Here is a 26,408-nt window from a genome sequence, read left to right as displayed (position 1 = left end):
CCTCCCGGTCAGGTGAATCGGTGGGTGCCCGCGCCCACCGTGAACACCGCGCAGCCGTCCTCCATCCGCGCGAACCGGGCGCCGTCGTGCCGGACGTCGGACGCCTTCGCCGCCGGTATCCACACCTCGGCGGTCGTGTTCGGGGGGATCTCGGTGGTGAGCCGGAAGCCGCCCGCGGACGTCCACCGGGTGGCGACGGGCCCGTACAGGGTCCGCAGCCGCGCCCGGCACGAGGTCACCTCGCCGCCCGGCCGGGGCCGGATCACGACATGCCGGAAGCCCGGCGCGCCCGCGGCGATCCCGGCGACGTTCTCGTACATCCACTGCCCGACCGAACCGTAGGCGTAGTGATTGAACGAGTTCATCCCGGCGTCCTGGAAGCTCCCGTCCGGCCGGATCGAGTCCCAGCGCTCCCACATCGTCGTCGCGCCCCGGTCGATCTGGTACCCCCAGCCGGGGAACGTCCGCTGGTGCAGCAGCCGGTAGGCGATGTCGGTGTGCCCGGTCGCGGTCAGCACCGGCAGCAACCGGGGGGTGCCGAGGAAGCCGGTCGACAGGTGCCAGTCCCGCGCCCGGATCAGCTCCACGAGCCGGTTCGCGGCGGGCGCCCGGTCGGCGTCGGCGAGCAGGTCCATGGAGAGGGCCAGCACGTACGCGGTCTGCGTGTCGCCCTTCACCCGGCCGCCGCCGGTCACGTACGCGGCCCGGAACGCGTCCCGCACGGCCGCGAACAGGCGCCGGTAGGGCGCCGGGTCCTTGCCGAGGGCGGTCGCGGTCCGCGCGACGAGGTCGGCGGCGTGCGCGTAGTAGGCCGTGCCGATCACGTCCTTGGGGGTCTCGTCGCCGACGTTGAGCCAGTCGCCGTACCCCTCGGCCGGACGCAGGTGCCCGCTGCTGTGCGCCTCCAGGTAGCCGAGCCACTTGACCATCGAGTCCCAGGACTCCTCCAGGACCCGCGTGTCGCCGTACGCCTGGTACAGCGCCCACGGCACCGTGACGCCCGCGTCGCCCCAGCCCGCGACGCCCCGGCCGACCCCGATGAACGGCGCCACGTCGGGGAACGCGCCGTCGGCGGACTGGTCGTCGCGCAGGTCGCGCAGCCACTTGGACAGGAAGCGGGCCGACTCCATGACGTAGGCGGCGGTGGGCGCGAAGACGTTGATGTCGCCGGTCCAGCCGAGCCGTTCGTCGCGGGCCGGGGTGTCGGTGGGCACCGACAGGAAGTTCCCCCGCTGCCCCCACGTGATGTTGGAGTGCAGTTGGTCGAGCATGCCGACGCCGGTGGCGAACTCCAGGGTGAACGGGGCGTCCGTGTGCTGCACCAGCCCCGTCACCGCGTCCCTGGCGGGCACGCCGGGATGGCCGGTGACCTCGACGTAGCGGAACCCGTGGAAGGTGAACCGGGGTTCGTAGGTCTCGGTGCCGCCGCCCTTGAGCGTGTACCGGTCGGTGGCCCGCGCGGTCCGCAGGTTGGCGGTGTAGAGCGTCCCGTCGGGGTTGAGCACCTCGGCGTGCCGCAGGGTGACCGTGGTCCCGGCCGGGCCGCGCACCCGCAGGCGGACCGTGCCGACCATGTTCTGCCCCAGGTCGTACACGTACACGCCCGGCTTCGGCTCCGTGACCGTACGGGCCGTGAGTTCCTGGGCGACGCGGATCGCGCCGTCGACCTGGGCGACGACCTCGGCGGTGACCCCGGCGGTCGGCTCGCACGTCGGCCAGGTCGCGTCGTCGAACCCGGCGCGGTCCCAACCCGCCGTCTCCCGGCGGGCGTCGTACTCCTCGCCGTGCACCAGGTCGGCCGTGGTGACCGGGCTCGCGGCGGCCCGCCAGTCGGCACCCGAGGCGACCGTCTCGGTCGTGCCGTCGGTGTACGTGATCTCCAACTGGGCCAGGAGGGCGGGCTGTTCGCCGTACTGGCGGGTGCCGAACCAGGCGATCGTGCCCGCGTACCAGCCGGGCGCCAGGGTGACGGCGAGCGCGTTGGCGCCGGACCGGACGTGCTCGGTGACGTCGTAGGTCTGGTACTGGACGCGTTTTCGGTAGTCCGTCCAGCCGGGTGCGAGCCGGTCGGTGCCGATCCGGCGGCCGTTGAGGCGCGCCTCGTACAGGCCGAGCGCCGTCGCGTAGAGCCGGGCGCGGGCCACCCGCTTGCCCGGCACCCGGAACTCGCGGCGGAGTTGGGTCGCGGGCACGTGGAACGGCTGGACCCGTCCCCACGGCCCGCCGCCCCACGCCGCGAGCACCTTCGCCCGCTGCCAGGCGCCGTCGTCATGGCCGGGAGCGGTCCAGTCGCCCGCGGGTTCCCGGTCGACGGCCTTCCAGCTCCCGTCGCTGACGACGGTGCGGACCCCGTCGGCGGTGGTCAGCTCCAGCACCGCGAGCAGTCCGGTCGGGCCGGGGGAGGCGTTGGTCGCGGACACGGCGACCACGGCCGCGCCCCCGGCGGTGAGGTGGGGCGTCACGTCGATGACGGCCGGGCGGCGCCAGCTGTCGGCGGGGGTGACCGCGTCGGCGTGACCGACCCGCACCCCGTTGACGTACGCCGTGTAGCCGTCGTCCGCCGTGAGGAGCAGCCGGGCCCGCGTGAGGCCCTGCGGGAGCGCGGTCCGGCCCCGGAACCAGCGGGTGGCGGCGGGCGCGTTCGACGCCGGATCGCCCTCCGGGAACCAGATCCAGGAGGCGCCGTCCGGCTTCGGCGCGGCGGTGAGCGCGGCCGGGGCGCTGATCCACCGCGCCTGCCACGCGGCGGCCTCCACCAGCCCGGTCTCCCACCAGGACGCGGCGCTCCACGCGGACGCCTGCCCTGCGCCGTCCCAGACCCGCACCGTCCAGAAGTACCGGGTCCGCGGCCGGAGCCGGGGCCCGCCGTACGGGACGAGCGTGGACCGCTCCGACACGACCCGGCCGCTGTCCCACACGTCGGGCGCGGACGCCAGCAGGTCCGCGCGGGTCGCCACCCGGACCTGATAGGCGGTCTGCCGCAGCTCCCCGCCGGTCGGGGCGAGCGGCCAGCTCAGGCGGGGGCGGGCGACGTCCAGCCCGAGGGGGTTGCGCACGTACTCGACGGTGGGCTCCAGGACCCGCGCGGCGGCGGCCCGCGCCGGCCCGGCGGCCTGTGCGGCGGACGGCAGGCCGCCGACGGCGAGACCGGTGCCCAACGTGGTGGCGGTGGTGCCGAGCAGTCGTCTTCTGCTGATCACTCGCGGCTCCGTAATGCGTCGCAGGGGGTGACAGGTGGGCGATCAGGGGGTGGGTGGTCGGGAGACTGTCAAGGCGGCGAGGGTGAGAGTGTGAATCGTTTCATTGCGGAGGAAGGTAGGAGGGGGAGGGAGGGGTGTCAAGGGGTGCGGGCACGCCCGTCTCCTCACCTGTGGCGGAGAAGAGGGAAAACCTGCCGTGCCCCGTCGCGCCGCGTCCGACCCCTTGACCCGGGCTGTGGGAGAGGCCTAGCTTCATGGCCGTCGGCGCGATTGAAAGCTTTCACGCAAACCGAACCGGCCGCCGCGGGTGATCCGGCTCAGGCGGCCTGGCGGCCCGCCTCGGACGGGGGCCCGGTGTGGAGCGTGGGCAGCAGTCCGGGGTCGGCCAGCGCGGGCAGCAGGTGCTGCCACATGACGGAGATCTGCTCGTGCAGGTCGTCCCGGCCGGTCGCCGCCTGGGAGAGCAGCTGGGTGCCGGTGTACGAGGCCACGATGAACCGCGCGGAACGCGCCGGGTCCACGCCGGGCAGCAGCTCGCCCCGCACGCTCGCCTCGCTGAGCAGCGCCGCCACGGAGTTGATCGGCCCCTGGTAGGGCGCCTGCGTCAGGTAGGGGCCCGGTTCCGTCGACAGGCCCACGGCGCCCCGCAGGATCGGATCGTGCCGCAGCGCCGAGGCATAACTGTGGGTGAGCGTGATCAGCGCCTGGAGCCGGACGGGGTAGTCCGGCGCCACCAGCGCGGTGTGCTGGTGGCTGAGCACCGCACGCGCCAGGGCCGCCTTGTCGGGGTAGTGGTGGTGCAGCACACGGCGAGAGACGCACGCGCTGTGCAGCACGTCCGACAGGGAGACGCCTTCGTAGCCGTACTGCGCGAACAGGGCGCCCGCCGCGGTGAGAATTCGCCGCTGGGTGTCCAGGGCTTGTTCCGGTGGCATCCGCCGCTCCTTCGTCTGGGGGTCGCGCCCGTCAGGCTCGGCGGTGCCGTCGGCTGCGGAAGCGCGGCGTCCCCGGCGGGCAGCGGCCACGGCACCGCGCCCCTCGCCCTCCGCGTCCCCGCCGATTCCCCTCCGACGATGATCACCTGTGCGAGGCGTCGCGGTGTCCGGCCCTATAGGCAGGATCCCCGCCCCGGAGGAAATCGGCCATGCGGGACGGAGCCGAGGCGCCGCCGGAGCGGCCCGTCCCGGTGTCGTGGTGGATCGGCGTCCGCGTCGCGCTCAGCGGCAGGCCCAGGCCGCCCTCGCGGGTGGCGACGATCTCGGCCGCGATGGACAGGGCCGTCTCCTGGGGTGTCCGGGCGCCGAGATCCAGGCCGATGGGCGAACGGAGCCGGGCGAGCTGGGCCTCGGTGAGGTCGGTCTCCAGGAGCCTGCGACGGCGGTCCTCGTGGGTGCGCCGCGAGCCCATCGCGCCCACGTAGGCGAGCGGCAGCCGCAGGGCCACGTCCAGCAGGGGCACGTCGAACTTGGCGTCGTGCGTGAGCACGCACACCACCGTGCGCGCGTCGGTCTCGGTGCGGCTCAGATAGCGGTGCGGCCAGTCGACCACGACCTCGTCGGCGTCGGGGAAGCGCGTCCGGTTCGCGAAGACCGGCCGGGCGTCGCACACCGTGACCCGGTAGCCGAGAATCCTGCCCATGCGCACCAGCGCCGCCGCGAAGTCGATGGCACCGAAGACGAGCATGCGGGGCGGCGGCAGACTCGACTCGACGAACAGGGTGAGGCCCGGCGCGCAGCGGGTCCCGTCCTCGGCGATGTCGAAGCAGCCCGTCCGGCCCGCGCCCAGCAGCGATCGGATCTCGCGCACGGCCGCACGCTCCAGGCCGGGGCCCGCGCCCAGCCCGCCTTCGGTCGATCCGTCGGCGTGCACGGCCAGCGCCCGCCCGAGCAGCCCTCCCGGGCCCCGCACCACACGGGCGAGTGCCACCGCCTCACCGCGGGCGGCGGCCGACATGGCCGTCCGGAACGCCCTCCGGCCCGGCCCGTGCTCGGGGACCGGCGCGACCAGCACGTCGAGGACACCACCGCACGTCAGGCCGGCGGCGAAGGCGTCCTCGTCGCTGTGGGCGAACCGTTCACGCACCGCCTCGCCGTGCCGGAGGGCCTGCGCGCACAGCTCGTAGACCGCGCCCTCCACACAGCCCCCCGACACCGAGCCGACGGCCGTGCCGCCGGCGTCGACGGCGAGGGTGGCGCCCGGACCGCGCGGCGCGCTGCCGCCGACGGCCACGACCGTGCCGGCGGCGAAGCTCCTGCCCTCCTCCAGCCACGGGTTCAGCTCGTCGGCGATGTCGAACATGCGTAGGTCCTTCGGGTCGGTTCTCCATGGGTGCAGCGCCTCGGGGCGGCGTCGCACGGCCCGCTCCGGAGCGACCGCCCACGACGACGGCGCCCCGTTGTCCGCGGTCTCACAGCAGCTTGTCCAGCGTGATCGGCAGGTCCCGCACCCGCTTGCCGGTGGCGTGGTGCACGGCGTTGGCGACGGCCGCGCCGACGCCGGTGATCCCGACCTCGCCCGCGCCGAGGATGCCGAGCGGGGTGTGGGGGTCCGGCTCGTCGAGAAAGGACACGTCGATCGGCGGGACGTCGGCGTGCACGGGCACGTGGTACTCGGACAGGCTCGGGTTCATGATCCGCCCCGTGCGCGGGTCGGTCAGCGTCTCCTCGGCCGTCGCCAGTCCCAGGCCCATCACGATGCCCCCGCGCACCTGGCTGGCCGCGGTCTTCGCGTTGACCACCGTGCCGATGTCGAACACGCCGACCCAGCGGGTGACCCGGGTCTCGCCCGTCTCGGCGTCGACCCGCACCTCGCAGAACTGCGCGCCCGTCGCGGCCTTGATCAGCCGCTGGTGCCCCAGCAGGAAGGACGGAAGGAAGCGGGCCCGCCCGGCGATCTTGCCGAGCCGGGTGTTCGATCCCACGGCGGCCTCGATGTATGGCTTCCCCGCCCGCCGGAGGATCTCCGCCTCGGTACCGCCGCCCGTCCTGCGCGCCATGGCGTCGAGCCTGCCCTTCAGCTCCTCGCACGCCCGCACCACAGCGGCCGCGATGCTCGCGGTCTGCGGGGAACCGCCCGCGGGCGGCGACACCGGCAGGGCCGAGTCGCCGTACTCCACGCGGACGGCCTCGAACGGCACCCCCAGCGCGTCGGCCGTGATCTGCGCCTGGGCGGTGGCGCCGCCCATGCCCATCTCCTGGAAGCCGCAGCGCACCAGCACCCCGCCGTCGTCCGACAGCCGGACCGTGACATGGGCGGGCAGCGTCAGCGCCGGATGGAACGCGGTGGCCATGCCAGTCCCGACCAGCCACCGGCCGTCGCGCGTCGAGCGGGGTGCGGGATCGCGGTCGTACCAGCCGAACCGCTCCGCGCCGAGCGCGTACAGCTCCGGCAGCCTCCGGTGCGACCACTTCCGCTTGGCGTCGAGCGGATCGGCGTCCGTCTCGTTGCGCAGACGCAGCTCGATCGGATCGATCCCCAGCTCGTACGCCAGTTCGTCCATGGCGGACTCCAGGGCGAACGAGCCGATCGCCTCGCCCGGGGCCCGCATGAAGGTGTTCGGCAGCAGGTCGACGCGGGTGAGGTCGTGCCGGGCCAGGATGTTCCCGGCGGCGTACAGGTGCTGGGAGACGGACGTGACCTGCTCGAACGGCCCGCCGATACGGCTGGAGCGGGTCACACTCGTGTGCACCAGCGCGGTCAGCCGGCCGTCGCGCTCGGCGCCGAGGGCGAGCCGCTGGATCGACGGGGTACGGCCGCCCACCGTGCGGTAGACCGACTCCCGCGAGAGCACCAGCCGTATGGGGCGGCGCGTCGCCCTGGCCGCCAGGGCCGCCAGAACGGTGCCGGGCCAGAGCGCGGACTTGCCGCCGAAGCCGCCGCCGACGAACGGTGCCAGCACGCGCACGTTCGTCATGGGCACCCCGAAGCGCCTCGCGAGGTGGGTGCGGACCCAGTCGATGGACTGGGCGGTGTCGTGGATCGTGAGCCGGTCACCGTCCCAGACCGCTGTGGCGGCGTGCAGCTCCAGCGCGTTGTGGTTCTGCTGGGGGGTCGTGTAGCGCAGGTCCAGGGCGACCGGCGCCGCGGCGAGCGCGGCCTCCGCGTCACCGCTCGTGGCCCCTCGGGGGAAGAACGGGTTGTTCGGCTGCGGCCGCGCGTCCTTCTCGGCGGCCTCGAAGTCCACGACGGACTCCGCCGCGCTGTACTCGGCCCGGACCAGCGCCGCGGCCTCCCGGGCGACGGCGGAACTCTCCGCGACGACCACCGCGATCGGCTGCCCCTCCCAGTGCACCTCGTCGCTCTGGAGGTAGTTCACCAGGGTCCCGGAGTACAGCATCGCCACGTTGAACAGGTTCGGCCTGGACGGCGGTCTGAGCGGGGGCGCGTTGCGGTGGGTGAGGACGGCGACCACACCCGGCACCGCGCTCGCCTCGCCGGTGTGCAGCGCGGTGATCCGGCCCCGGGCGATCGTGGCGTGCACGAGGACGGCGTGCGCGAGGCCGGGCGGGAAGTGCTCTGCCGCGAACCTGGCCGCACCGGTCGTCTTCACCCCGCCGTCGACACGGTCGCGTGGCTGTCCGATCGTCCTCATGCCGTCCTGCCCTTCTCCGTACCGCCCGCGCGCCCGTCGCGCGCGGACCCCGCCGACCGGTCGGGAGCGCTGCTCCCCGCCCCTGCTCCCGCCTTCGCCCTAGGCATCAGACGGCGCCTCCTTCGGTCACCAGCTGCCTGAGGGTCGCGACGACCGTGCGGCACGCGAGTTCGACCTTGAAGGCGTTCTGCGGTCCGCTCCGAGCGGCCGCGAGTTCGGCCTCCGCCGCCCGCCGGAAGGCCTCCTCGGTCGCCGGTCCACCGACCAGCACCCGTTCGGCCGCGGCGGCCCGCCAGGGCCTGGTGCCGACCCCGCCGAGCGCGAGCCGCGCCTCGGTGACCCGCCCGTCCTCGACGGCGAGCGCCGCCGCGACCGAGACCAGGGCGAAGGCGTAGGAGGCGCGGTCGCGCACCTTCCGGTAGCGCGAGTGCGCCGCGACCGCGGTCCACGGGATCTCGACGGCCGTGATCAGCTCGTCGGCGGCCAGGACCGTGTCGATGTGCGGGGTGTCGCCGGGCGGGCGATGGAACTCGGTGACCGGTACGCGCCGGACGCCGCGCACGCTCTCCACCTCGACGACCGCGTCGAGCGCCACCAACGCCACCGCCATGTCCGAGGGATGGGTCGCGACGCAGTGATCGCTCACCCCGAGCACGGCGGCGCAGCGGGAGAACCCGCCCAGCGCGTCACAGCCGCTTCCCGGAGCGCGCTTGTTGCACGCGGACACCTCGTCGTAGAAGTACATGCAGCGGGTGCGCTGGAGGAGGTTCCCGCCGACGGTCGCCATGTTCCGCAGCTGCGCCGAGGCGCCGAGCAGGATCGCCTGCGCCAGGACGGGACAGCGGGTCCTGACGAGGGGGTGCGCGGCGAGCCGGCTGTTGGTCACCAGGGCGCCGACGCGGAGTCCGCCACCGGGCAGTTCGTCGATCCCGTCCAGCGGCAGGCGGGTGATGTCCACGACCGTCGCGGGACGTTCGACGCCCTCCCGCATGAGGTCGACGAGGTTCGTCCCCCCGGCGAGGAGCTTGACGTCGGCGCCGTCCGCGAGCGCGCGCAGTGCCGTGTCCGTGTCCGGCGCGCTGACGTAGGAGAACGTCTTCATTCCGCGACCTCCTTGATCGCCGAGACGATGCCGTTGTAGGCGCCGCAGCGGCACAGGTTGCCGCTCATCCGTTCCCGGATCTCGGCGTCGTCGAGTTCTCCGCCCGTGACGCCGAGGTGTTCGGTGGCCGCGCTGGGCGCGCCCTCCTTGTGCTCGGCGAGCATGCCGATCGCCGAGCAGATCTGCCCCGGTGTGCAGTAGCCGCACTGGAACCCGTCGGTCCGCACGAACGCCCGCTGGAGCGGGTGGTCGACGCCCTCGATGGTCGTGATCTCACGGCCCTCGTACTGCACGGCCAGCGCGAGGCACGCGTTGATCCGCCGCCCGTCGGCGAGCACGGTGCAGGCGCCGCACGCGCCCTGGTCGCATCCCTTCTTCGTCCCGGTCAGCCCCAGGTACTCGCGCAGCGCGTCGAGCAGGCTCACCTGCGGTGGGACGTCCAGCCGCCGGGCGGACCCGTTGATCCTCAGCTCGATCTCCACCGTGTCGTTCCTCCGGTTCGCGCGTGGCTCGTTCGAGGGTGCGTGCTGTCGGGGCCGCCGTCCGCCTGTGGCGACAGGCGCTCCGGGTGTCGGAACCTCCGCCGGGGTACGGCCGACGTGAGCGACGGTCGTCCGTGGCTCCGGCCCCGGCTCCGGTGCGCGGCCGTCACCGCGGGTCCCGCGGTGCCGCGCTCGCGGCACGTCCGGGGCCAGGAACGGCATCCCGTCCGATCGGCGGGAATGCGACACTCGGTCGGGGATCCGCGGAGCGGTTCCGGCCGGTGCCGGTGGGTCCGCTGCCCCGATGACGCGTCCCGGCGGGGTTCGATGTGCCGGGGGCGTCACGCCCGTCCAGTGTCGCGCGCCGCCACCCGGCCCGCCAGGACGTGTCACGTACACCCGGCCCTGCCCCGTCCGGCGTGGGGTTGTCCCCATGGCTTTGTGGCCGCGAGTGCCTCAACCTGGCGTATGTGGCGGTGAACGTTCTGCTCGTCGACGACGATCCCGGCTTCCGGCGCATGGCCGAGGCGCTTCTGAGGGCGCGGGGCATGCGGGTCGTCGCCGAGTCCGCCGACGGCGCCTCCGCGATCGCCGCGGCGCGGGCGCACCGGCCGGACGGTGTGCTGCTCGACGTCCATCTGCCGGACCAGGACGGGATGTCCGTCGCCAGAGCGCTCGGGGCGGGCCAGTGTCCGCCGCGGGTGGTGCTGACGTCGACGGACAGGTCACCGTGGTCGGCGGAGGAGCTGGCCGCTGCGGGGGTCGTGGCCTTCGTGACGAAGGACCTGCTCTACGACACCGACCTGGCCGCGCTGCTCAGCTCTTGAGGTACTCCAGGACCGCGACCACGCGTCGGTGCTGTGTCGACTCCGTGGGGTGCAGCCCGAGTTTGAGGAAGATGCCGGTGACGTGCCGTTCGATCGCGGGCACGGTCACGACGAGTCTCGCCGCGATGCCGGAGTTCGAGTGGCCCTCCGCCATGAGCGCGAGGACCTCGCGTTCCTTGGGCGTCAGCCGGTCGAACGGGCCCGCCGCGCGTTTGCGGCCCACCAGGCTGGCGATCACGTCCGAGTCGAGCGCCGAACCGCCTTCGGCCACACGGTGCACCGCGTCACTGAGGGTCTCTGGCTCGGCGACCTTCTCCTTGAGGAGGTACCCGACGCCGCGCGGGTCGTCGCCGACGAGGTCGAGGGCGTAGCCCGCCTCCAGGAACTGCGACAGCACGATGACGCCGGTCCCGGGGTGGGCGGCCCGGACGGCCAGGGCGGCCCGCAGACCGGCGTCCGTGTCGCCGGGCGGCATCACGATGTCCGTGATCACCACGTCCGGACGGTCCTCCGCGGCGGCCCGCACCAGGTCGACGGCGTTGTCGACGACGCGGACGACGTCGATTCCGGCCCGGGTGAGGATCGTCGTCACACCCTCGCGGATGATGGGTTGGTCGTCGCCCAGGACGACCCGGATCGCAGCCTTCATGCCTCGTCCTCCGGAACGCTCCGCGACGGGGTCCCACCCGACGGATCGTACCGCCCGGCGGCCGCCAGGAGACGTGCGAGCGCCTTCTCGCTCGCGGAGCCCGCCTCCGCCTGGAACGTGACCAATTGCTGGCCCGGTGCGTCGTTGACGGTGAAATTCTGGAATGCCAGTCTCAGTTCCCCCGCTTCGGGGTGGTGGAATCGTCGGCACTGGTACGCCCTTGGGGAAACTATGTAGCGGTCCCACAGTGCGCGGAATTCTTCGCTTTTCTCGGACAATTCGCCGATGAGGTGGGTGAGGCGCCGGTCGTCGGGAACCTGGTCGGCGTGGGAACGCAATGCGGCGACCGCGCTTTCCGCCATCTCCTCCCAGTCGAGACAAAAGGTCCGTGACGCGGGATCGAGGAAGAGATATCGGGCCGCGTTGGTCCGCGGCGGCAGTGCGGGAAACAGGGCGTGGCCGGGTCGGTTGGCTCCGAGGACGTCGAGGCGCGGCCCCAGGACCAGGGCCGGTACGCTCCAGCCCGCGATGAGGCGCAGCACGTCCGGGGAGGCCTCGTCGACCGTGTCGGGGAAGCTCCGGCCGTGGGTGCGCGTGCCGCGCCGGGCGAGCCGGTGCAGGTACTCCGCGTCGTCCGTGTCGAGCCGGAATACCCGGATGAGCGCGTTCAGCACCTGATCGGAGGGCCGTTTCTCACGGCCCTGTTCAAGGCGGGCGTAATAGCCCTCACTGACTCCCGCCAATAGCGCGACTTCTTCGCGACGGAGTCCCGCCGTCCGCCGGGGCCGACCGTCCGGCAGGCCGACCTGGTCCGGTTTCGTGGCCGCCCTGCGGGCGCGAATGAAATCGCCGAGCGGATTGACGCTGTGCATACGCGTCACGCTACTGGAAGAAGAAGCCGCACAGAAAGCGCTCTCCTTAGGTGTACGTATTGGGTGTACCCGAGGCGGAGGGTGCCTGCGGGGTTGTTCCCGCACCCGTCCGGCGGGCGGGGCGGGCCGCTCACCTTCCCCCGTCCGGTCGGAGGGGTTCCCGGGGGCGGTTGCGGACGGCGGTGAGGGCCATGAGGGCGGTGGCGAGGAACACGCAGGCGGTGGCGGCCAGTCCGGCGTCTATCCCGGAGACGAAGGCGCCCTCGACGGCGGCCCGTCCTCCCGCGGACAGGGCCCGGCCCCCGGCGCTCCCGGAGGCCACGGCCGCCTCGACGGACGTCCGGGCGGCGAGGGGGACGCCGTGCGCGGCGAGCTGGTGGGGCAGGTCCGCGGCGACCCGGCCGGTCAGCAGCGAGCCGAGCAGCGCGGTGCCCAGGACCGCTCCGACCTGCCGGGCGGTGTTGACGGCGCCGGAGGCCATGCCCGCCCGCTCGGGTGCCACGCCGGCCAGCGCGGCGGCCGTACTGGGGGCGACGACCAGGCCGCAGGCGGCGCCGAACAGGACGAACAGGGGCCACACCCGGTCGTAGGAGGTGGCCGGTCCGACCGTGGTGAGCCCCAGCACGGCGAGCGCGCCGAGCAGGAGGCCGACCGTCAGCGGTCCCTTGAAGCCCGTACGGCGGATCAGCCGGCCGGCGAAGTACGCCGAGACGACGTAGGCGGCGAACAGGGGCAGCATGCGCCGACTCGTGTCCAGCGCGTCCCGGTGCTGCACATGGTCGTAGAACATCACGGCGAGGATGGCCACCCCCGTGAAGCCGAACAGCGCCACCGCGGCGACGACCATGACGGCGCTGAACGACCGCGACCGGAACAACCGCACGTCGAGCATCGGCGCCGCCGCGCGCAGCTCGACGGCCACGAACGCGACCGCGGCGACGGAGGACGCCGCCCAGGCGGCGAGGACGGGCGCGGCGGTGTAGCCGTCCTCCCCGCCCTGGATGAGCGCGTAGACGAGGCTCGCGATCGTGACGGTGCCCAGCAACGCGCCGGGCAGGTCGAGGCGTTCGCCGGGGAGCAGTGACTCCGCGGCGAACGGGACCACGACCAGCAGGGTGAGCACGCCGAGGACGGCGTTCGGCACGAACACCGTGTGCCAGCCCACGTGTTCGAGCAGGACACCGGCGAGGAGGGGCCCGACGGCCAGACCGATGCCGGAGGACGCCGCCCACACGGTGATCACTTCGGTCCGCCGGTGCGGATCGGCGTAGGTCGCGCCCAGGATCGCCAGGCTGTTGGGCAGGATCAGCGCACCGCCGGCGCCCGAGACCAGCTGGGCGGAGATGAGCGCGGCGGTGGTGGTGGCGGACGCGGCCAGCAGACCGCCCCCGATCATGACGACGGCGCCCACGCAGAACATCCGCTTGCGGCCGTACAGGTTGCCCAGCGTGCCGGCCGGCAGCACCAGGGCGGCGACGGCCAGCGTGTACGCGCTGGGTATCCAGAGGAGGGTGCCCGGGCCGATGTCCAGGTCGTCCCGGATCGCCGACAGAGCCGAGATGTTGGCGGTGACGAGCAGGAACGTCATCATCACGCCCAGGCACATCGCCACTAGCGTCAGCGTCTCGACGCTCCGGGCGACCGACGTCGGCCCGGACGCGGCGGTCGCGACCGGGCGCCCTGTGCGGGCGGGGTCCGTGGTCATCGAGCCTCCTCGACGGGGCGGCCGGTAGGGGAGGAGGACGGCGCGGTCACCGGGCGGGACCCTGGATCGGGGCCCGTCGCCGGTCCGGCGGCCGGGGTCGTCCTCGGCGGTGCCCCGTGGACGGGCCGGGCCGCGCGGTGCACGTGGGCGGGCGGGACGTTGGGCCACACCACCCCGCCGCGCTCCACGACGCCGAAGCGCGCGGCCAGTTCGGCGGTGAAGCGGCGGGCCGGCGGTGTCCATGCCGCGTGCACGTAGGCGAAGGTGCTGAACCGGCCGTCGGCGCCGAGCACGTCGACGGCCGCGTCGAGGATGCGGCGCTGCCGCCGGTGCGGCATGACGGTCCACGGCAGCCCGGACACGATCACGTCGACCGGCCGCGGGACGAGGGCCGCCAGGTCCTCCGCGGAACCCTGGACCACCTCGACGGTGCTGCTCGCGTGGCGTTCCGCGAGCCGACGGGCGAGCACCGGGTTGAGCTCGACCGTGATCAGCCGCGCGCCCGGGGCCAGGTGGCGCAGGATCTCCCCGGTGATCGCGCCGGTGCCGGGGCCGAGTTCCACCACGACCTCGGCGCGGTCCAGGTCCAGGCCGGCGGTCATCGCCCGCGCGAGTGTGGGGGAGCTGGGGGCGACGGCGCCGGTGAGCCGGGGGCGGCGCAGGAATTCCCGCATGATCGACATGTCCCGACGCTAGGGTCCGGCCGGGTGGCCGGGCGTCCTCCCGGGCGCCCGGCCGGTTCATCCGCCAGGACGAACGAGTCCGCTCTCGTAGGCCATGACGACGGCCTGTATGCGGTCGCGGATGTCGAGTTTGGTGCGGATGCGGCTCACGTGGGTCTTGACCGTGGTCTCGCCGAGGAACAGCCTCCCGGCGATCTCCGCGTTGGTCAGTCCGCGGCCGACCAGTTCCAGCACCTCCCGCTCGCGGTCGGTCAGGAGGTCGAGGCGGGTGTCGGGGAGGGGGGCGGCGGTTCCCGTGACGTACCGGTCGACGAGCCGCCGTGCCACCGACGGGGCGATCACGGTGTCGCCGCGCAGGACGCCGCGCACGGCGACCAGGATCTCGGCGGCCGACGCGTCCTTGACGAGAAAGCCCCTCGCACCGGCACGCAGTGCGGCGTAGGCGTACTCGTCGCGGTCGCAGGAGGTGAGGACCACTACCGGTGTCCCGGGGAGTTCGGTACGCAGCCGCGCGGTCGCCGATATGCCGTCCAGGCAGGGGAGTCGAGCCTCCATCAGGACGAGGTCGGGGCTCAGTGCGCGGGCCTGCGCCACGGCGGTCTCGCCGTCCTCCGCCTCGCCGAGGACCGTGAGGTCCGTCTGGCTGTCGACCACCCCGCGCAGTCCGGCCCGCGTCAGTTCCTGGTCGTCGCAGATCAGGACGCCCGCCTCGGTCATGGTGTCCCGCTCCCCGGGCGGGGAGGTCGGACGGGCCACCCCACACCCTTGATTGGTTTCATTGGAGTATCAGATCACACATTAACAGAAACAGTAAAGAAGCAATTGGACTGCAAATGGTTACTTTGTAGTATCTGTTTGAAGGTGGCGAGATGCGGCAGGGCAGGGCTGTGCGCACCGGCGCGGGGGAGGCGCCGGTGCGCACGTCAGGGCGTCAGGGCGTCAGTCCGTCGGAACGTACGGGAAGTCCTGGGACGGCTTGGACGTGATCGAGTCCTTGGTGATGCCGAGCGCGACAGGAGTGTTCGTCGCGAGGGAGAACATCACGTCCGGGGCGTTGTCCGTGAGGGAGCGCCCGTTCCACTCCGCGAAGCCGTACACGGCCGGGGTGCCGACGGTGTACGGCAGCACGTTGGGGAAGAGCCGCGCCGCGACCGTGCGCCCGTAGGCCTCGGGGTCCTCCGCCGTACCGTGGGCGCGGACGGTTCCCGCGATCATCCCGGCCGCCGCGGCGCCGAACACGGCGGGGTCGTCGGCGGGGCGGCCGGTGTTGAGACGGTCGCCCAGGTCCTCGTCGAGCTGGGCGAACAGCGGGTGGATCATGGGCAGGCCCGCCCGGTTGATCTGCCGCCAGCCACCGGCGTCGGTGGCCAGGCTGGACAGCGCCCACGCCCCGATGCTCCGGCTGCCCGAGACCTCCACCAGCTCGTTGTCGGGCACCTCCAGGACGAGCGAGAACACCGTGTGACCGGCGAACAGGTTGACGGCCCGCGACGGGCTCCACGCGCCGAGGTCCAGCCGGGTCCCCTCCTTGACCGCCCTGCCGACCGCGTGCAGGACGTCCGGCTCGATCCAGAACGGGTCACCCGCCCGGCCCGCCCAGGCCCGTGCCCCGCCCTCCAGGACGGTGGTGACGCCGGTGACCCCCTGCGCGAGCACCTCGCCGGTCGCGTACGGGTCCTCGGCGCGGGCGCCCGTCAGACGGCGCAGCGCGTACGGCTGGGCCCCGTCCGGCCGCGCGTCGCCGAAGGAGAAGCGGTAGGTCACCTCCTCCACGGCGTCACCGTCGGTGTCGATCTTGAATTCGTAGCGCCCCTCGGGATGGAAGCCCCGGGGGATCTCCTCGCCGGCGAGCGAGTGGGAGACGTTCAGGACGAACACCGTCCCGCGTTCGCCGCGGAAGAGATAGAAGTCGGTGATGTCCAGGCGGGGGTCCTGGCGGGCGATGGGGGAGTCGAGGTGGTGGGACATATCCGCACTCGCATTCTTGCGTGGCTGATCCGGACAGCGTGCGGGGGCGGCGCCTTCTCGAATCCACGACCCGCCTCCGCCGGGGGTACTGCGGCCCCCGCGCGAGCTCCGGCCCTGTGTGCTGGCCATCCTTGCCGAGAGGCCTCGGGGAATCTGTCGAGCAGCCTCCAGCGCCCGGCATGGTGCCCGCTCCAGGGAAGGATGTGGGGCTGACCCCACGGAACGGGCGCCGCGTCCGCCGCCGCTGCCCGTGCCGCGTACGACGCCTGTGCCGGTCAGGCCGGTATCGGGATGCGGACCAGTACCGTCGTGCCGCGGCCGGGCGGGGACTCGATGACCAGGCTGCCGCCGAAAGCGGCGACCCGGTCGGCCAGTCCGGTCAGACCATGGCCGGGCGCGTGCTCCCCGACGCCGCCGACTCCGTCGTCGACGACGCTGATGCGCAGGTCCTCGTCGAGGTCCAGGGAGATGTCGATCCGGGTCGCCCGGGCGTGCTTGACGGCGTTCGTCACGGCCTCGGCCACGATGAAGTACGCGTTCGACTCCACCGCGGAGGGAATCCTCCGCTCGCAGCTCCCCGTGACGGCGGCGGGTACCGGACACCGGTCCGCCAGGTCCCGTACCGCGGCCGTCAGCCCCTTCGACGTCAGCACGAACGGGTAGATCCCCGAGGCCAGTTCCCTCAGTTCGTCGATCGCGGTCTGCGCCTCGGCGATGGACCGGTCCAGCAGTTCGGCCACGCACGACTCTTCGTCGGAGATCTCCTCCCGTGCGAGGCGGAGCCCGATCATCAGGCCTACCAGCCGCTGCTGCGCCCCGTCGTGCAGGTCGCGGGCCGTCCGCCGGTGGACCGCCTCCACGCTCTCCAGGACGCGTCGGCGGCTGTCGCGCAGCGAGGCGGCCATGGTGTTGAAGGACGTGCCGAGCGTGCCGATCTCCGCCACCCTGCTGGGGGTGATCCGCACCCCCAGGTCTCCGTCCGCGAGCCGTCCCGCCGCCGTCGCCGCCTCCCGCACCGGCCGTACGACGGCACGGTGCTGGAACAGCGTGAACGCCGCCACCAGCACGGTGGACGCGGCCACGCCCACTCCCGCCGCGATCACCGCGCGCCGCCCGTTGGTCCCCGCGGCGTCCTCGCGCGCCGCGAGCTTGGCGCGTTCCGTCACCGTGTACCGCTCGAACCGGTCTCGCAGGGCGTCGACGCGTCGTTCCCCCTCCGCGGCCGTCGCCAGGCTCGACGCGCTGGGATCACCGCGCCGGGCCGCCTCGACCAGGGGAATCGAGTAGTCGGTGAGCAGGGCGCGGATGTCCTGAGTGATCTGCCGGGCACTGCGCCGCTGTCCGGGCGAGGTGGCGGTGTCGGTGAACCGTCGTGCCTCCGCGGGGAACGCCGCGCGTGCCGTCTGCCAGGGGCGGAGAAACTCCTCACGCCCGGTGATCAGGAATCCGCGCTCACCCGTTTCGAGGTCACTCACCAGCTGCTGCATGGTCCCCGCCTCGACCAGGGCGGTCCGGGACGCGCGCCGCGCCGAGGTGGCGCTGTTGGCGTCGGCGACTGCCCACAGCAGGACCGCGAACGCGAGCCCGATCAGCAGCCCGAGCAGGACACTCGCCGCGATCGTGAGCCTCATCAGCCCCGGTCGCGGCCCGAGGGGTCCCCGCCGAGCCTTCATGACCCGCCTCAGGAAGGCGACCGCCGGCACGGGTCCGGGGCGGCGGGACGAGGTGCCGCGGTGCGGAGCGACGTCCTGGTCGGCGTCATCGGGATGCGTTCCCCTCGAGCGTCTCGCGGAGTGCCGCGGGGGCGGTCACACCCTCGCAGTATCGCGCCGTGACGCGCACCGTGCCAGGACGTGGCACGTACACCCGTACACGCTTGCACCGGGAACCCCTTGTGACGGGCCTGATCGTTCGTCATCGTGTGGCGATCGACGGGGGCGGCGAACGCCGGTGGTGGGGTGCCCAGGGCGTGCCCACCGCCGCTCCCGGGTCACGGAAACCGGCGATACCCTGCGAAAAAGGCACAAGGGAGAGACGGCCGGTGGAACAGACTTCTGCGGCGTGGGCCGCGGCTCAGCTCGCCGCGGTGCACGACGACCCGCTGGGGCGCATCGCGCTGCTGTCGCGGACGTACGGCGGTCCGCTCGGGCGGGCTCCGCGACACCTGCCGTTCCGGCGGGCGGCCATGTCGTTCATGCGCTGGCAGGCCGGTCGCGGGGTGCTCAACCCCCTGGAGTCGGGTTCTCCCGGCAGCCCGTGGTGGCGGGCCGTCAACGACCGGCTCCTGCTCGACGGCTGTGAGGCCGTGGCCCGTTCCGGCGGGCTGCCCGGCGCGCCGTCCTCACCTTCCGCCGCGCTCTGGTCCGAATTCGTCCGGAACCCCACGTCCCGCACCTGGTACCGCGCGCACAACGCGAGCATCGTCTCCGGATACCTGGAACACCGCGATCTCGCGGCGGAGGAATCGCGAACGGAACGGTTCTTCCTCAACGTCACCCTGCTCCGCGTGCTGTACGCGCACGCGCTCGTCGCCGCTCCCCGGCTCGCCCTCGGCAGGTTCTCCTTCCTCGGCGGACCGCTCGGCGATCCGCGCCTCGGCATGACCGGTGTCTTCCTGTCCCTCGGCCGGGTCCTGCCCGACCGCTACCCCTCCGGGAAGGACCTCGAATTCCACCTCGCCGACGAACACCGCATCGCCCGGGTGATCGACTACGGCGTCATCCGGCCGAGGCTCCAGCCGCTCTACGAATGGTCCGCGCGGGAGATCGGCATCCCCCGGCTCGTGGATCTGGTGCGTGAGGGCAACCCGGTGTACGTCTGGGAGTACGCGGATCGCGAGGTCTGGTCCCCGCGCGGGCCGTTGCTGCCGGTGAGAGTGCTGCGACGGCTGACCGCACCCCCGCGGTGACGCCCGTCGCGGCCCCCGGACCGCCCCGGCACCATGGTGACGGCCACGCCGCTCATTCCCGGCCTGCCGAAGAGCCCTCCCGGTCGGCGAGAAGCGAACGCAGGCGGGCGAGGCCTTCCTCGTCGGCGGAACCGGGTTCCGCCGTGAACGCGGCCAACTGCTGCCCGCGGGTGCCGGTGATGTCGAAGGACTGGTGGATCAACGTGAGGTCACCGACCTCCGCGTGCCGCAGACGCAGGACCTCCTTCGCCGTGCCCCGAAGGTCGTACCGCTCCCACAGACGGCGGAACTCCGGGCTCGCCCGGGACAGGCCGTCGACGAGGGCCGCCAACGCCGCGTCGTCCTGATCCGCACCGGCGGTCGCCCGGAGCTGTGCGACGCCGACGCGCGCGATGTCCTCCCAGTCCCGGAAGAAGCTGCGCGCCTCGGGACGGACGAAGACGAACCTCACCAGGTTCCGGTCCCGCGTCGTCTCGGCGAGGAGCGCTCTGCCCATGGCGTTGCCGGCCAGCAGGTCGAGCCGGGAGTTGTACACCACGGCCGGTGTGTCCCCGCAGCCGTCGAGCATGCGCCGCAGAGGCGGGCGCACCTCGTCGCAGGGCCCGACCCGGGGCAGGGACGTGGGCCGTGCCAGGCGGTGCAGGTGTTCCTCGGCGTCCCGGTCGAGGCCCAGGACACGGGTGAGGGCGTTGAGCACGCGGTCCGAGGGGTACTTCTCGCGGCCTTGTTCGAGGCGCGCGTAGTAGCCCTTGCTCAGGCCCGCCAGCCCGGCGACTTCTTCGCGCCGCAGCCCCGGGGAACGGCGCGGTCCCGTGTCGGGAAGCCCGGCCCGGGTGGGCGTGACACCCGCCCTTCGGGCGCGCAGGAACTCGCCGAGGAACTGGTCTGCGCCGTTCACGGGACACCTCTCGATCACGGGGGCGAGGGAGGCGGACAGGGGCGGGGCGGGGAGAGGGAGGGGGAGGAAGCGGGGGCGGTCACGTTCCGTGCCGCGAGGGACAGTGACGCCCAAGAGGGTCACTAGTGGCTCTCCCTTCCCCAATAGCTTCATCACCGTATCCGATCCAGTCATATATGCAACATGCGAGCATCAATTAAATGCTGACCCGTAGCGCTCGCGTATCCTCTAGAAAGATCGAGCCTCGACGGTGAGACAGGAGACGGACATGGCCCGAGCGCTGCGTGCCGATGCCGAGCGCAGTGTGCGCGCGATTCTGGAGGCGGCGGAGCGGGTCCTCGGCCGGGACCCGAGCGCGTCGATGGAACAGATCGCGGAGGCGGCGGGGCTGACGCGGATCACCGTCCACCGGCGCTTCGCCAACCGGCAGGCACTCCTCGACGCGCTCGCCGTCTCGGCCGCCCGGCAACTCCTCGACGCCATCGAGGAGGCCCGCCCCGACATCGGTCCCGCGCTCGTCGCCTTCTACCGGGTCACCGGGAGCGTGCTGCGGGTCAAGAGCACCTGGCGCTTCGCCATCACACACGCCACGCGACGCTCCGACGCGGCGACCGCCCTCTGGGTCGAGATCGACGCCCGCAGCCTCGCGATGCTCAAGCGGGCGCAGGGGGAGGGGCTGCTCGCCGCGGACGCGGATCTCGACTGGGCGCGGCAGGTGTACTACGCCTTGGTCGGCCAGGCGCTCGACCGGGCCGAGGCCGACGGGGACGAGGCCGACCGTGATCCGGACGTGCTGTCCACCCTCGTGATCGACACCCTCCTGCACGGTGCGGGGCCACGCGGCTGAGCCGCCCGCGGCGACGGCGCGCCCGCGCCCGGAGGCCGCCCTTCCCCCTCGCGGCCTGCCTCACCGCCGGGAGCCCCGCCGCGACTACCGGCTGGTAACTGGCAAGTGGGAACGGTCCGTTCCGCCTCCCTGAACCGGATCATGGGTGTGCCGCGCGCCGTGACGAGGCTCGCGCCCCCCCACGACCGGAAGGCCCCCACCATGAGCGCGTACAGCCGACGACCGGAGCGAGGCGACCGGCGGCACCCCCGTCGACGACGGCGCTGGACCCTGGCCCTCACGACCACCGCGGCCCTCCTGCTCGCCATGAGCGTCGACCGCCTCGCTCTCGGCGCTGAGACCGCACCCCGCACCGGTCCGCTCATGGGCACCGACGCCACCACCGTGCGAGCCGCCGCCGAGAAGGCCGCCGCCGCCGACGGCACGCGCACCGGTCAGGGCACCCACTTCGACTCCATGGGCGCCCCTTACGGAGGGTGCGGCATCCCCCAGGAGCGGCTGGAGAGCGCGCACTTCGTCGCCCTGAACGTGTGGAACACCCCCGGCGACGCCACCCCCGAACCGACTCCCCGGCCCGCCCCGGCCGGTCAGAGCGCGCGGATCGGCGAGTGGAACAACGGACACAACTGCGGCCGCTGGGTCGAGGTGAAGATCGGCGACTTCTGCGAAGGGGTGAACGACGGCGCGATCGACCGCGCCTTCTGCCAGGGCGGGCGCTGGGTGACGGACCGCTACAACGGCGCCACCCTCAACCTGCTCGTCGCGGACAGCTGCGGCGACCCCAACGGCTGGTGCCGCAACGACCCCCACCACCTCGACCTCTCCACCGGCTCGCTGAACAGCTTCGTCAAGGGCGGTGCGCCGGTCGCCGACCTGTACCCCGCCCACTGGGGCAACCGCAAGATCGAGTGGCGGTACGTCGAGGCGCCGGGCTACTCCGGCGACATCCGCATCACCTTCATGAAGGACGCCCAGCCCTACTGGCCCGCCCTGTCCGTCTCCCGCCTGCCCAACGGCATCCACGGCGTGCAGTACCTGAGCGCCGGGACGTGGAAGGACGCCCCCATGAACAGCGACATGGGCCAGTCGTTCATCCCCCAGCCGACCACGCCCAGCGGCACCACCTTCACCCTCCGGGTCGTCGACGCCGCGGACCGTCTCCTCGCCGGGGGACGCACCTACACCTTCGACCTGCCCGCCCAGTGCCGCGCCGGCTGCCCCACCACCGCCGTCGAGGCCACCTACCGCACCGGGACATCGACCTCATAGACACCGGCCCCCGGACCGCACCGGCTTCCGGGGGCCCCGGGGACCGCACCGGCTTCCCGGTGGTCACCCAGGGACCGCGCCGAAGCCGTACGGCCCGTACGGCCCGCGCTGCCCGTTGGGCCCGTTGGGCCCGTCAGGACCGGCCGTCCCGCCTGCCCCGCCCGCCCCGGCCTCCTGGGTCCACCACTGCCGCAGCTCGTAGCGTGTGCGGACGCCGATCTTCACGTAGATGTTGCTGAGGTGGAACGCGATGGAGGCCGGGGTGACGAACAGCCGCGCCGCGGCCTCCTTGTTGGTCAGGCCGGTGCTCACCAACTGGGCGACGTCACGCTCCCGTTCGGTCAGCCCGAACCCGCCGCGCGGCCGGGGCAGGCGCAGCCGGTTCAGACCCTCCGAGCAGCGCTTCACCAGCGGGGCCGCGCCCAGCTCGCGGGCGGTCTCCCGGGCGGCGTGGAACCGGTCGAGCGCGTCCCGGCGGCGCCCGGCCGCCGCGGCGAACTCGGCGTGGTCGGCGAGGAAACGGGCGTGGTACCAGGGCGCCGACCGCCGCAGCCCCGCCATCCCCTGCTCCGCCTCGGCGTAATGGCGCTCCGCGTCCCCGCGGCGGCCCTCGTGCGCCGCGACACAGGCGTCCGCCCAGGACGCGAAACTCCGCACCCACACCGTCCCCGACCGGGCGTTGTCCCGCAGCGCCGCCCGGAACCGCCCGGCCAGCTCCGGCTCACCGGCCAGCAACGCGGCCCGGACGATCTCCAGCTTGCGCCACGGCAGCAGGGCGCTGTGCAGCAGCTCCAGCCCCCGCGCGCACTCCGGCGCGGCGAGCAGCTCTCGTACGGCGCGCCGGTCGCCCGACTCGACGCCCGCCACCACCCGGCAGAACAGGTACGGCCAGCTCTCCAGCACCGAGTCGCTCAACGGCGGCGGCACGTCGGCCGTCGGGGGCGTGCCGCGCGCCACGTGGACCAGGCGCAGCAGCCACGCCCCCACCGGCTCCCAGAGCGGCAGTCCGCAGACCGCCACCGCCCGCGCGCCCCGCTCCGCGCCCTCCCAGTCGCCCCGCAACCACAGCAGATGACTCCGCAGCACGAGCGCGGTGACCCCGGCGAAGTCGCCCTCCGCCAGGTGGTCCAGCTCCAGCGCCGAGCGGACCGCCTCCTCCGCGGGACCGAGCAGGCCCGACTCCAGACTCAGCCACGCGCTCAGCACCTCCGCCTGCCGCCGCACCGACGGGGGCGCCGAACGGACTACGGCGTCGCTGCGCCGCAACTGCCCGAGCGCCGCCCGCGGGCCCTCCACCCGCGCGAGCAGCAGCCCCTCCAACTGGCGGCGCGCCGCGGACCAGTACGGGTCGGCCGAGGGGACCGCGCTGCCGCCCAGCAGCCGCCGCACCTCCCGGCTGGGCCCGCCCGCCAGCCAGGTCGCGTGGGCGAGCCAGGTGGCCGCGGTGTCCCGCTCCGGGCGACGCCCGTCGGCCGCGTCCCGCCGCAGCGCCCCGTAAGCCTCGCCGAGCTGGGCCAGCCCGGTGCGCAGATCGCCCTCCAGGACACTGATCCGGCCGGAGAGCATCAGGTCGACGGGGGACGGCGGGTGCTGCCGTACGGCGTCCAGCGACCGGCGGGCCGGGCCGGTGAGGTGCGCGCGGGTGGCGAACTCCGCGGCCCGCACATGCCGTCGTACGGAGTCCTCCACCTGGGACGACAAGGACGCGGCCCGCTGGAACAGCTCCACGGCGCGGGCGCTGTGCCCGGCCGCGCCGAGCCGTTCCGCCTCGCTCTCCAGCCGCCCGGCGAGACCGTCGTCCGGTGCCTCCGCGGCGGCGGCGCGGTGCAGCAGCGAGGTGGGCCCCTGGGACCATTCGGCCGCCCACGCGTGCGCGGCGCGGGTCTCCGACGGGGTCATCCCGGCGGTCACCGCCGCGCGCACGCCGTCCGTGACGCGGGCGCAGCCGCGATCGGCCCGCCAGGAGACCAGCCCCGCGTCGACGGCGCTCTGAAGCGGCGTCATCAGCGAGTCCACGCCTCCCACGAGCGTGCCGAGCCGGGGCAGCGCCACGTCCCCGCCGAGCACCGCCAGGGCCTGGACGAGCGCCCGCGCCCGTGGTGTGAGATCCCGGCAGGGGTCCGCGCCGAGCACCGCACGGGCACCCGCGTCGGCGGGGGCAGGAGCGGAGGCGGCGGCCGTATCAGGGTCGGGGACCGGCACCGCCCCGGTGACCGGCACGGCGCCGGGGACCGGCGCCGGGGGCACGGCGTCCGGTGTCCGGCGGGCCAGGACCGCGGTCACCCGGTCCGGGGCGGACCGCTCCAGGGTCAGGCGCAGGACGGACCCCGGCGCGCAGGGCGCCCGCACGGTCAGCGTCGTCCCGGTCCGCCACCGCTCCGGGCCGCGCAGCCACTGCCCGAACCACGCCCGCAGACAGTCCAGCCCGTCGCCCCGGCCTCCCGGCCAGGTCGCCACGCGCCCGTCCCCGGTCAGCACGTGCAGCGACTCGACGGTGATCCGGTCGCCGCCGCGCACGGCGTGGCAGAAGGCCGCGTCGATCCCGGCCGCCAGGACGCAGGCGTCCGGCGGGCACGCGGACGTCACGAGGATGTCGCTCCGTAGGTTCTCCATGGCTTTCCCAACACTCGGACGAGGCGGCGGGCCGTGCGGTGCGGCCGGACGCGGTGACGGACCGGACGTCCGGGCACGGCCCGGCGACGGGCCGCACCGCCCGAAACCACTGTGGGAGCGCTCCCACAGTTCGGGAGCGGCCCTCCCGTAAAGGTAGGGGGTGGGGCGCGGATACGGGAGGGGGCGGAGGTCACGGGTCCGCATGTGCGCTGGTGAGGAGGGGAGTTGCGGGCCATTGATCCGGACCGGTCGTCGTGCGCCCGGTGCCGGGCATGCCGGTGGGGACGGGCGTCGCCACCCGTCCCCACCGGCCCCACGGTGTGGAGGTCAGCCCGCCGAGCAGGCCGTGCCGTTCAGGGTGAACGCCGGTGCCGAGCCCGGCTGGCCCTCGGCCACGAAGCCGAGACTCACCGAACCGTTCGCGGCGAGCGCCCCGTTGTAGGCGGCGTTGGCGGCCCGGACCGCCGTCCCGTCCTGCGTGGCGACCACGTTCCAAGCGCTGGACAGGCGCTGGCCGCCGGACAGCGTCCAGCCGAGGGTCCAGGACGTGAGCGCGGTCGGCCCGTTCTTCAGGACGACGTCGGCGCGGTAGCCGCCGGTCCAGGAGTCCGTCACCCGGTAGGTCACCGTGCAGGCACCGGTGCTGGGCTGGGGCGTGGGGGTGCCGGGGGCCGACGTGGACGGCGACGGTGCCGGCGTCGTCGGTGTGCCGGGCCCGCCGGGCGCGGCGACGGCCAGGTCGTAGGCACGCTGCGCGACGAACTGACCGGCGCCCGCGAGGCAGCCGTCCGCCTCGCCCGGCAGCTTCACCCACAGGAAGGCGTCCACCCTCGGGTCCCCGGTCTCGGTCGTCGGCGTCCTGCCCAGCGCCCGGCCCGCCGGGTCGCACCAGGCGGCGTCGGCCGTCGGCCCGTTGCCGTTCCTGCTGGTGTCGACCACGACGCCCAGATCGGCGGGCGCGCCCAGCTCGGTCAACAGAGCCTTGCCGTAGGCGACTTCGTCCTCGGTGGTGCGGTAGTTGGAGACGTTGCTGACGATGCCGTCGCCGTTGGTGAGCACGCCCGCGTTGCGCAGGTCGGCGGCCGCGACCTTCCAGCCGCTGTGTCCCGCGTCGTAGTACACACGGGCCTTGGGGTTGGCCGCGTGGATGGTGGCGCCCGCCTTGGACAGGGCGGTCAACCGCGCCGTCTTGTCGGTGGAGTTGCAGCTGGCCGCCTGGGCGATCGAGTCCGGCTCCAGCATCACGTACACCTCGCGGTCGCCGAGTCCGGCGGCGAACGCCTTCATCCAGGTGTCGTAGGCCGTGAAGTCCGGTGCGCCGCCCGCCGAGTGGGAACCGCAGTCCCGGTTGGGGATCATGTACGGCACGACCACGGCCGTCCGGTTCTGGGTCGCCGCCGGACCGGTCACCGCCCGGACCGACGCGGTCACCGCCGAGGTGTTCGCGTCGTACGTGGCGAACCAGGTCGCCGCCGGGACCTCCGCCACCTTCGTCCTGATGGTCGCGGTCTTCGGGTCGCCGGGGTTCTGCGCCACCCAACGCGCGGCCTGGGTGTCGGGGTTGACGTAGAACGACGTGCCGGCGGCGGAGGCGGTCCCGACGGACTGGAGCGCGATGCCCAGCCCGCCCAGCAGACCGAGCAGGGCTATGCCCGAGGTGAGTTTCTTCCGGGGGAGGCGTCGATCGCCCATTGTCTTCCTCGTTCCATGTGCGGGGTCATGGCAGACGATGTCCCGTGGGAAGGGCGGCCGTCCTCAATCCCTGATCAGTGCGGGAGAGTCCGGCCGGGGACA

Annotated in this window: 20 protein-coding genes; 4 read left to right on the top strand and 16 right to left on the bottom strand. The window is 73.6% G+C overall.

Annotated elements, in window-relative coordinates; genetic code table 11:
* Nucleotides 1-8: 8 nt before the first annotated feature.
* The 6 genes from ACIQPQ_RS26565 to ACIQPQ_RS26540 all read right to left on the bottom strand — a co-directional run bounded on the left by ACIQPQ_RS26565 (nt 9) and on the right by ACIQPQ_RS26540 (nt 9,375).
* Complete coding sequence (locus ACIQPQ_RS26565; RefSeq protein WP_401308194.1) at nt 9-3,200, bottom strand: alpha-L-rhamnosidase; 3,192 nt, start codon at nt 3,198-3,200, stop codon at nt 9-11.
* Nucleotides 3,201-3,517: 317 nt separating this feature from the next.
* On the bottom strand, nt 3,518-4,135 hold the full coding sequence (locus tag ACIQPQ_RS26560; protein ID WP_383773317.1) for a ScbR family autoregulator-binding transcription factor: 618 nt from the start codon (nt 4,133-4,135) through the stop codon (nt 3,518-3,520).
* A gap of 142 nt (nt 4,136-4,277) precedes the next feature.
* Complete coding sequence (locus ACIQPQ_RS26555) at nt 4,278-5,498, bottom strand: XdhC family protein (protein WP_401308190.1); 1,221 nt, start codon at nt 5,496-5,498, stop codon at nt 4,278-4,280.
* A 109-nt stretch (nt 5,499-5,607) separates the two neighbouring features.
* Nucleotides 5,608-7,791: a xanthine dehydrogenase family protein molybdopterin-binding subunit gene (locus ACIQPQ_RS26550; protein WP_401308186.1), complete on the bottom strand. Its 2,184-nt coding sequence runs from the start codon at nt 7,789-7,791 to the stop codon at nt 5,608-5,610.
* 106 nt (nt 7,792-7,897) lie between these two features.
* Nucleotides 7,898-8,893, bottom strand: coding sequence for an FAD binding domain-containing protein (locus tag ACIQPQ_RS26545; protein WP_401308183.1), 996 nt, complete (start codon nt 8,891-8,893; stop codon nt 7,898-7,900).
* Nucleotides 8,890-9,375 carry a (2Fe-2S)-binding protein gene (locus ACIQPQ_RS26540; RefSeq protein ID WP_401308180.1) on the bottom strand — a complete coding sequence of 162 codons (486 nt, stop codon included), beginning with the start codon at nt 9,373-9,375 and terminating at the stop codon, nt 8,890-8,892. The genes ACIQPQ_RS26545 and ACIQPQ_RS26540 overlap by 4 nt, the downstream gene beginning before the upstream one ends.
* Nucleotides 9,376-9,845: 470 nt before the next feature.
* Here ACIQPQ_RS26540 and ACIQPQ_RS26535 point away from each other — a divergent pair, with 470 nt between their 5' ends.
* Complete coding sequence (locus ACIQPQ_RS26535) at nt 9,846-10,202, top strand: response regulator (RefSeq protein ID WP_401308177.1); 357 nt, start codon at nt 9,846-9,848, stop codon at nt 10,200-10,202.
* Here ACIQPQ_RS26535 and ACIQPQ_RS26530 read toward each other — a convergent pair.
* The 7 genes from ACIQPQ_RS26530 to ACIQPQ_RS26500 form a co-directional block, all read right to left on the bottom strand.
* Complete coding sequence (locus ACIQPQ_RS26530; RefSeq protein WP_401308175.1) at nt 10,192-10,851, bottom strand: response regulator; 660 nt, start codon at nt 10,849-10,851, stop codon at nt 10,192-10,194. The two genes, ACIQPQ_RS26535 and ACIQPQ_RS26530, sit on opposite strands and share 11 nt — an antisense overlap.
* Nucleotides 10,848-11,723 carry a helix-turn-helix domain-containing protein gene (locus ACIQPQ_RS26525; RefSeq protein ID WP_401308173.1) on the bottom strand — a complete coding sequence of 292 codons (876 nt, stop codon included), beginning with the start codon at nt 11,721-11,723 and terminating at the stop codon, nt 10,848-10,850. Before ACIQPQ_RS26525 ends, ACIQPQ_RS26530 begins: the two co-directional genes overlap by 4 nt.
* Nucleotides 11,724-11,853: 130 nt before the next feature.
* A complete protein-coding gene (locus ACIQPQ_RS26520) occupies nt 11,854-13,428 on the bottom strand; it encodes an MFS transporter (RefSeq protein ID WP_401308171.1) in 1,575 nt (524 codons plus the stop codon).
* Nucleotides 13,425-14,111: a class I SAM-dependent methyltransferase gene (locus tag ACIQPQ_RS26515; RefSeq protein WP_401308169.1), complete on the bottom strand. Its 687-nt coding sequence runs from the start codon at nt 14,109-14,111 to the stop codon at nt 13,425-13,427. Before ACIQPQ_RS26515 ends, ACIQPQ_RS26520 begins: the two co-directional genes overlap by 4 nt.
* Nucleotides 14,112-14,168: 57 nt before the next feature.
* Nucleotides 14,169-14,828 (bottom strand): response regulator, encoded by a 660-nt coding sequence (locus tag ACIQPQ_RS26510; RefSeq protein ID WP_401308634.1) that lies wholly within the window; start codon nt 14,826-14,828, stop codon nt 14,169-14,171.
* A 222-nt stretch (nt 14,829-15,050) separates the two neighbouring features.
* Nucleotides 15,051-16,079 carry a DUF4331 family protein gene (locus ACIQPQ_RS26505; RefSeq protein WP_401308166.1) on the bottom strand — a complete coding sequence of 343 codons (1,029 nt, stop codon included), beginning with the start codon at nt 16,077-16,079 and terminating at the stop codon, nt 15,051-15,053.
* 275 nt (nt 16,080-16,354) lie between these two features.
* Complete coding sequence (locus tag ACIQPQ_RS26500; protein WP_401308163.1) at nt 16,355-17,710, bottom strand: CHASE3 domain-containing protein; 1,356 nt, start codon at nt 17,708-17,710, stop codon at nt 16,355-16,357.
* 410 nt (nt 17,711-18,120) lie between these two features.
* On the opposite strand from ACIQPQ_RS26500, the gene ACIQPQ_RS26495 reads away from it, so the two are divergent.
* The gene (locus tag ACIQPQ_RS26495; protein ID WP_401308160.1) at nt 18,121-18,987 is read left to right on the top strand and encodes a hypothetical protein; all 867 of its coding nucleotides are present in this window, start codon (nt 18,121-18,123) and stop codon (nt 18,985-18,987) included.
* Nucleotides 18,988-19,039: 52 nt separating this feature from the next.
* Here the strand turns inward: ACIQPQ_RS26495 and ACIQPQ_RS26490 are convergent, their stop codons facing one another.
* Entirely contained in the window at nt 19,040-19,885 is an 846-nt protein-coding gene (locus ACIQPQ_RS26490) for a helix-turn-helix domain-containing protein (RefSeq protein ID WP_401308157.1), read from the bottom strand.
* Between the two features lie 268 nt (nt 19,886-20,153).
* Between ACIQPQ_RS26490 and ACIQPQ_RS26485 the strand changes: the two genes are divergently transcribed.
* Together ACIQPQ_RS26485 and ACIQPQ_RS26480 are read left to right on the top strand one after the other, a co-directional pair.
* Nucleotides 20,154-20,732, top strand: coding sequence for a TetR/AcrR family transcriptional regulator (locus ACIQPQ_RS26485; RefSeq protein WP_401308154.1), 579 nt, complete (start codon nt 20,154-20,156; stop codon nt 20,730-20,732).
* Nucleotides 20,733-20,933: 201 nt separating this feature from the next.
* Nucleotides 20,934-22,001, top strand: coding sequence for a hypothetical protein (locus ACIQPQ_RS26480; protein WP_401308151.1), 1,068 nt, complete (start codon nt 20,934-20,936; stop codon nt 21,999-22,001).
* A 63-nt stretch (nt 22,002-22,064) separates the two neighbouring features.
* On the opposite strand, the gene ACIQPQ_RS26475 is transcribed toward ACIQPQ_RS26480, so the two are convergent.
* Both ACIQPQ_RS26475 and ACIQPQ_RS26470 read right to left on the bottom strand, forming a co-directional pair.
* Nucleotides 22,065-24,614: a LuxR C-terminal-related transcriptional regulator gene (locus ACIQPQ_RS26475; RefSeq protein ID WP_401308148.1), complete on the bottom strand. Its 2,550-nt coding sequence runs from the start codon at nt 24,612-24,614 to the stop codon at nt 22,065-22,067.
* Between the two features lie 327 nt (nt 24,615-24,941).
* Nucleotides 24,942-26,306: a glycoside hydrolase family 6 protein gene (locus ACIQPQ_RS26470; RefSeq protein ID WP_401308145.1), complete on the bottom strand. Its 1,365-nt coding sequence runs from the start codon at nt 26,304-26,306 to the stop codon at nt 24,942-24,944.
* Nucleotides 26,307-26,408 lie beyond the last annotated feature (102 nt).

This window comes from Streptomyces sp. NPDC091281 (assembly GCF_044757425.1).
Taxonomy (GTDB): Bacteria; Actinomycetota; Actinomycetes; order Streptomycetales; family Streptomycetaceae; genus Streptomyces.
This window is presented reverse-complemented; position numbering and strand designations above follow the sequence as displayed.

Bases quoted from the DNA above. Each gene is read 5' to 3' on its own strand.
- ACIQPQ_RS26560 (WP_383773317.1), bottom strand. From the start codon at position 4,135: ATGCCACCGGAACAAGCCCTGGACACCCAGCGGCGAATTCTCACCGCG.
- ACIQPQ_RS26555 (WP_401308190.1), bottom strand. From the start codon at position 5,498: ATGTTCGACATCGCCGACGAGCTGAACCCGTGGCTGGAGGAGGGCAGG.
- ACIQPQ_RS26550 (WP_401308186.1), bottom strand. From the start codon at position 7,791: ATGAGGACGATCGGACAGCCACGCGACCGTGTCGACGGCGGGGTGAAG.
- ACIQPQ_RS26545 (WP_401308183.1), bottom strand. From the start codon at position 8,893: ATGAAGACGTTCTCCTACGTCAGCGCGCCGGACACGGACACGGCACTG.
- ACIQPQ_RS26530 (WP_401308175.1), bottom strand. From the start codon at position 10,851: ATGAAGGCTGCGATCCGGGTCGTCCTGGGCGACGACCAACCCATCATC.
- ACIQPQ_RS26525 (WP_401308173.1), bottom strand. From the start codon at position 11,723: ATGCACAGCGTCAATCCGCTCGGCGATTTCATTCGCGCCCGCAGGGCG.
- ACIQPQ_RS26520 (WP_401308171.1), bottom strand. From the start codon at position 13,428: ATGACCACGGACCCCGCCCGCACAGGGCGCCCGGTCGCGACCGCCGCG.
- ACIQPQ_RS26515 (WP_401308169.1), bottom strand. From the start codon at position 14,111: ATGTCGATCATGCGGGAATTCCTGCGCCGCCCCCGGCTCACCGGCGCC.
- ACIQPQ_RS26510 (WP_401308634.1), bottom strand. From the start codon at position 14,828: ATGACCGAGGCGGGCGTCCTGATCTGCGACGACCAGGAACTGACGCGG.
- ACIQPQ_RS26505 (WP_401308166.1), bottom strand. From the start codon at position 16,079: ATGTCCCACCACCTCGACTCCCCCATCGCCCGCCAGGACCCCCGCCTG.
- ACIQPQ_RS26500 (WP_401308163.1), bottom strand. From the start codon at position 17,710: ATGAGGCTCACGATCGCGGCGAGTGTCCTGCTCGGGCTGCTGATCGGG.
- ACIQPQ_RS26485 (WP_401308154.1), top strand. From the start codon at position 20,154: ATGGCCCGAGCGCTGCGTGCCGATGCCGAGCGCAGTGTGCGCGCGATT.
- ACIQPQ_RS26480 (WP_401308151.1), top strand. From the start codon at position 20,934: ATGAGCGCGTACAGCCGACGACCGGAGCGAGGCGACCGGCGGCACCCC.
- ACIQPQ_RS26475 (WP_401308148.1), bottom strand. From the start codon at position 24,614: ATGGAGAACCTACGGAGCGACATCCTCGTGACGTCCGCGTGCCCGCCG.
- ACIQPQ_RS26470 (WP_401308145.1), bottom strand. From the start codon at position 26,306: ATGGGCGATCGACGCCTCCCCCGGAAGAAACTCACCTCGGGCATAGCC.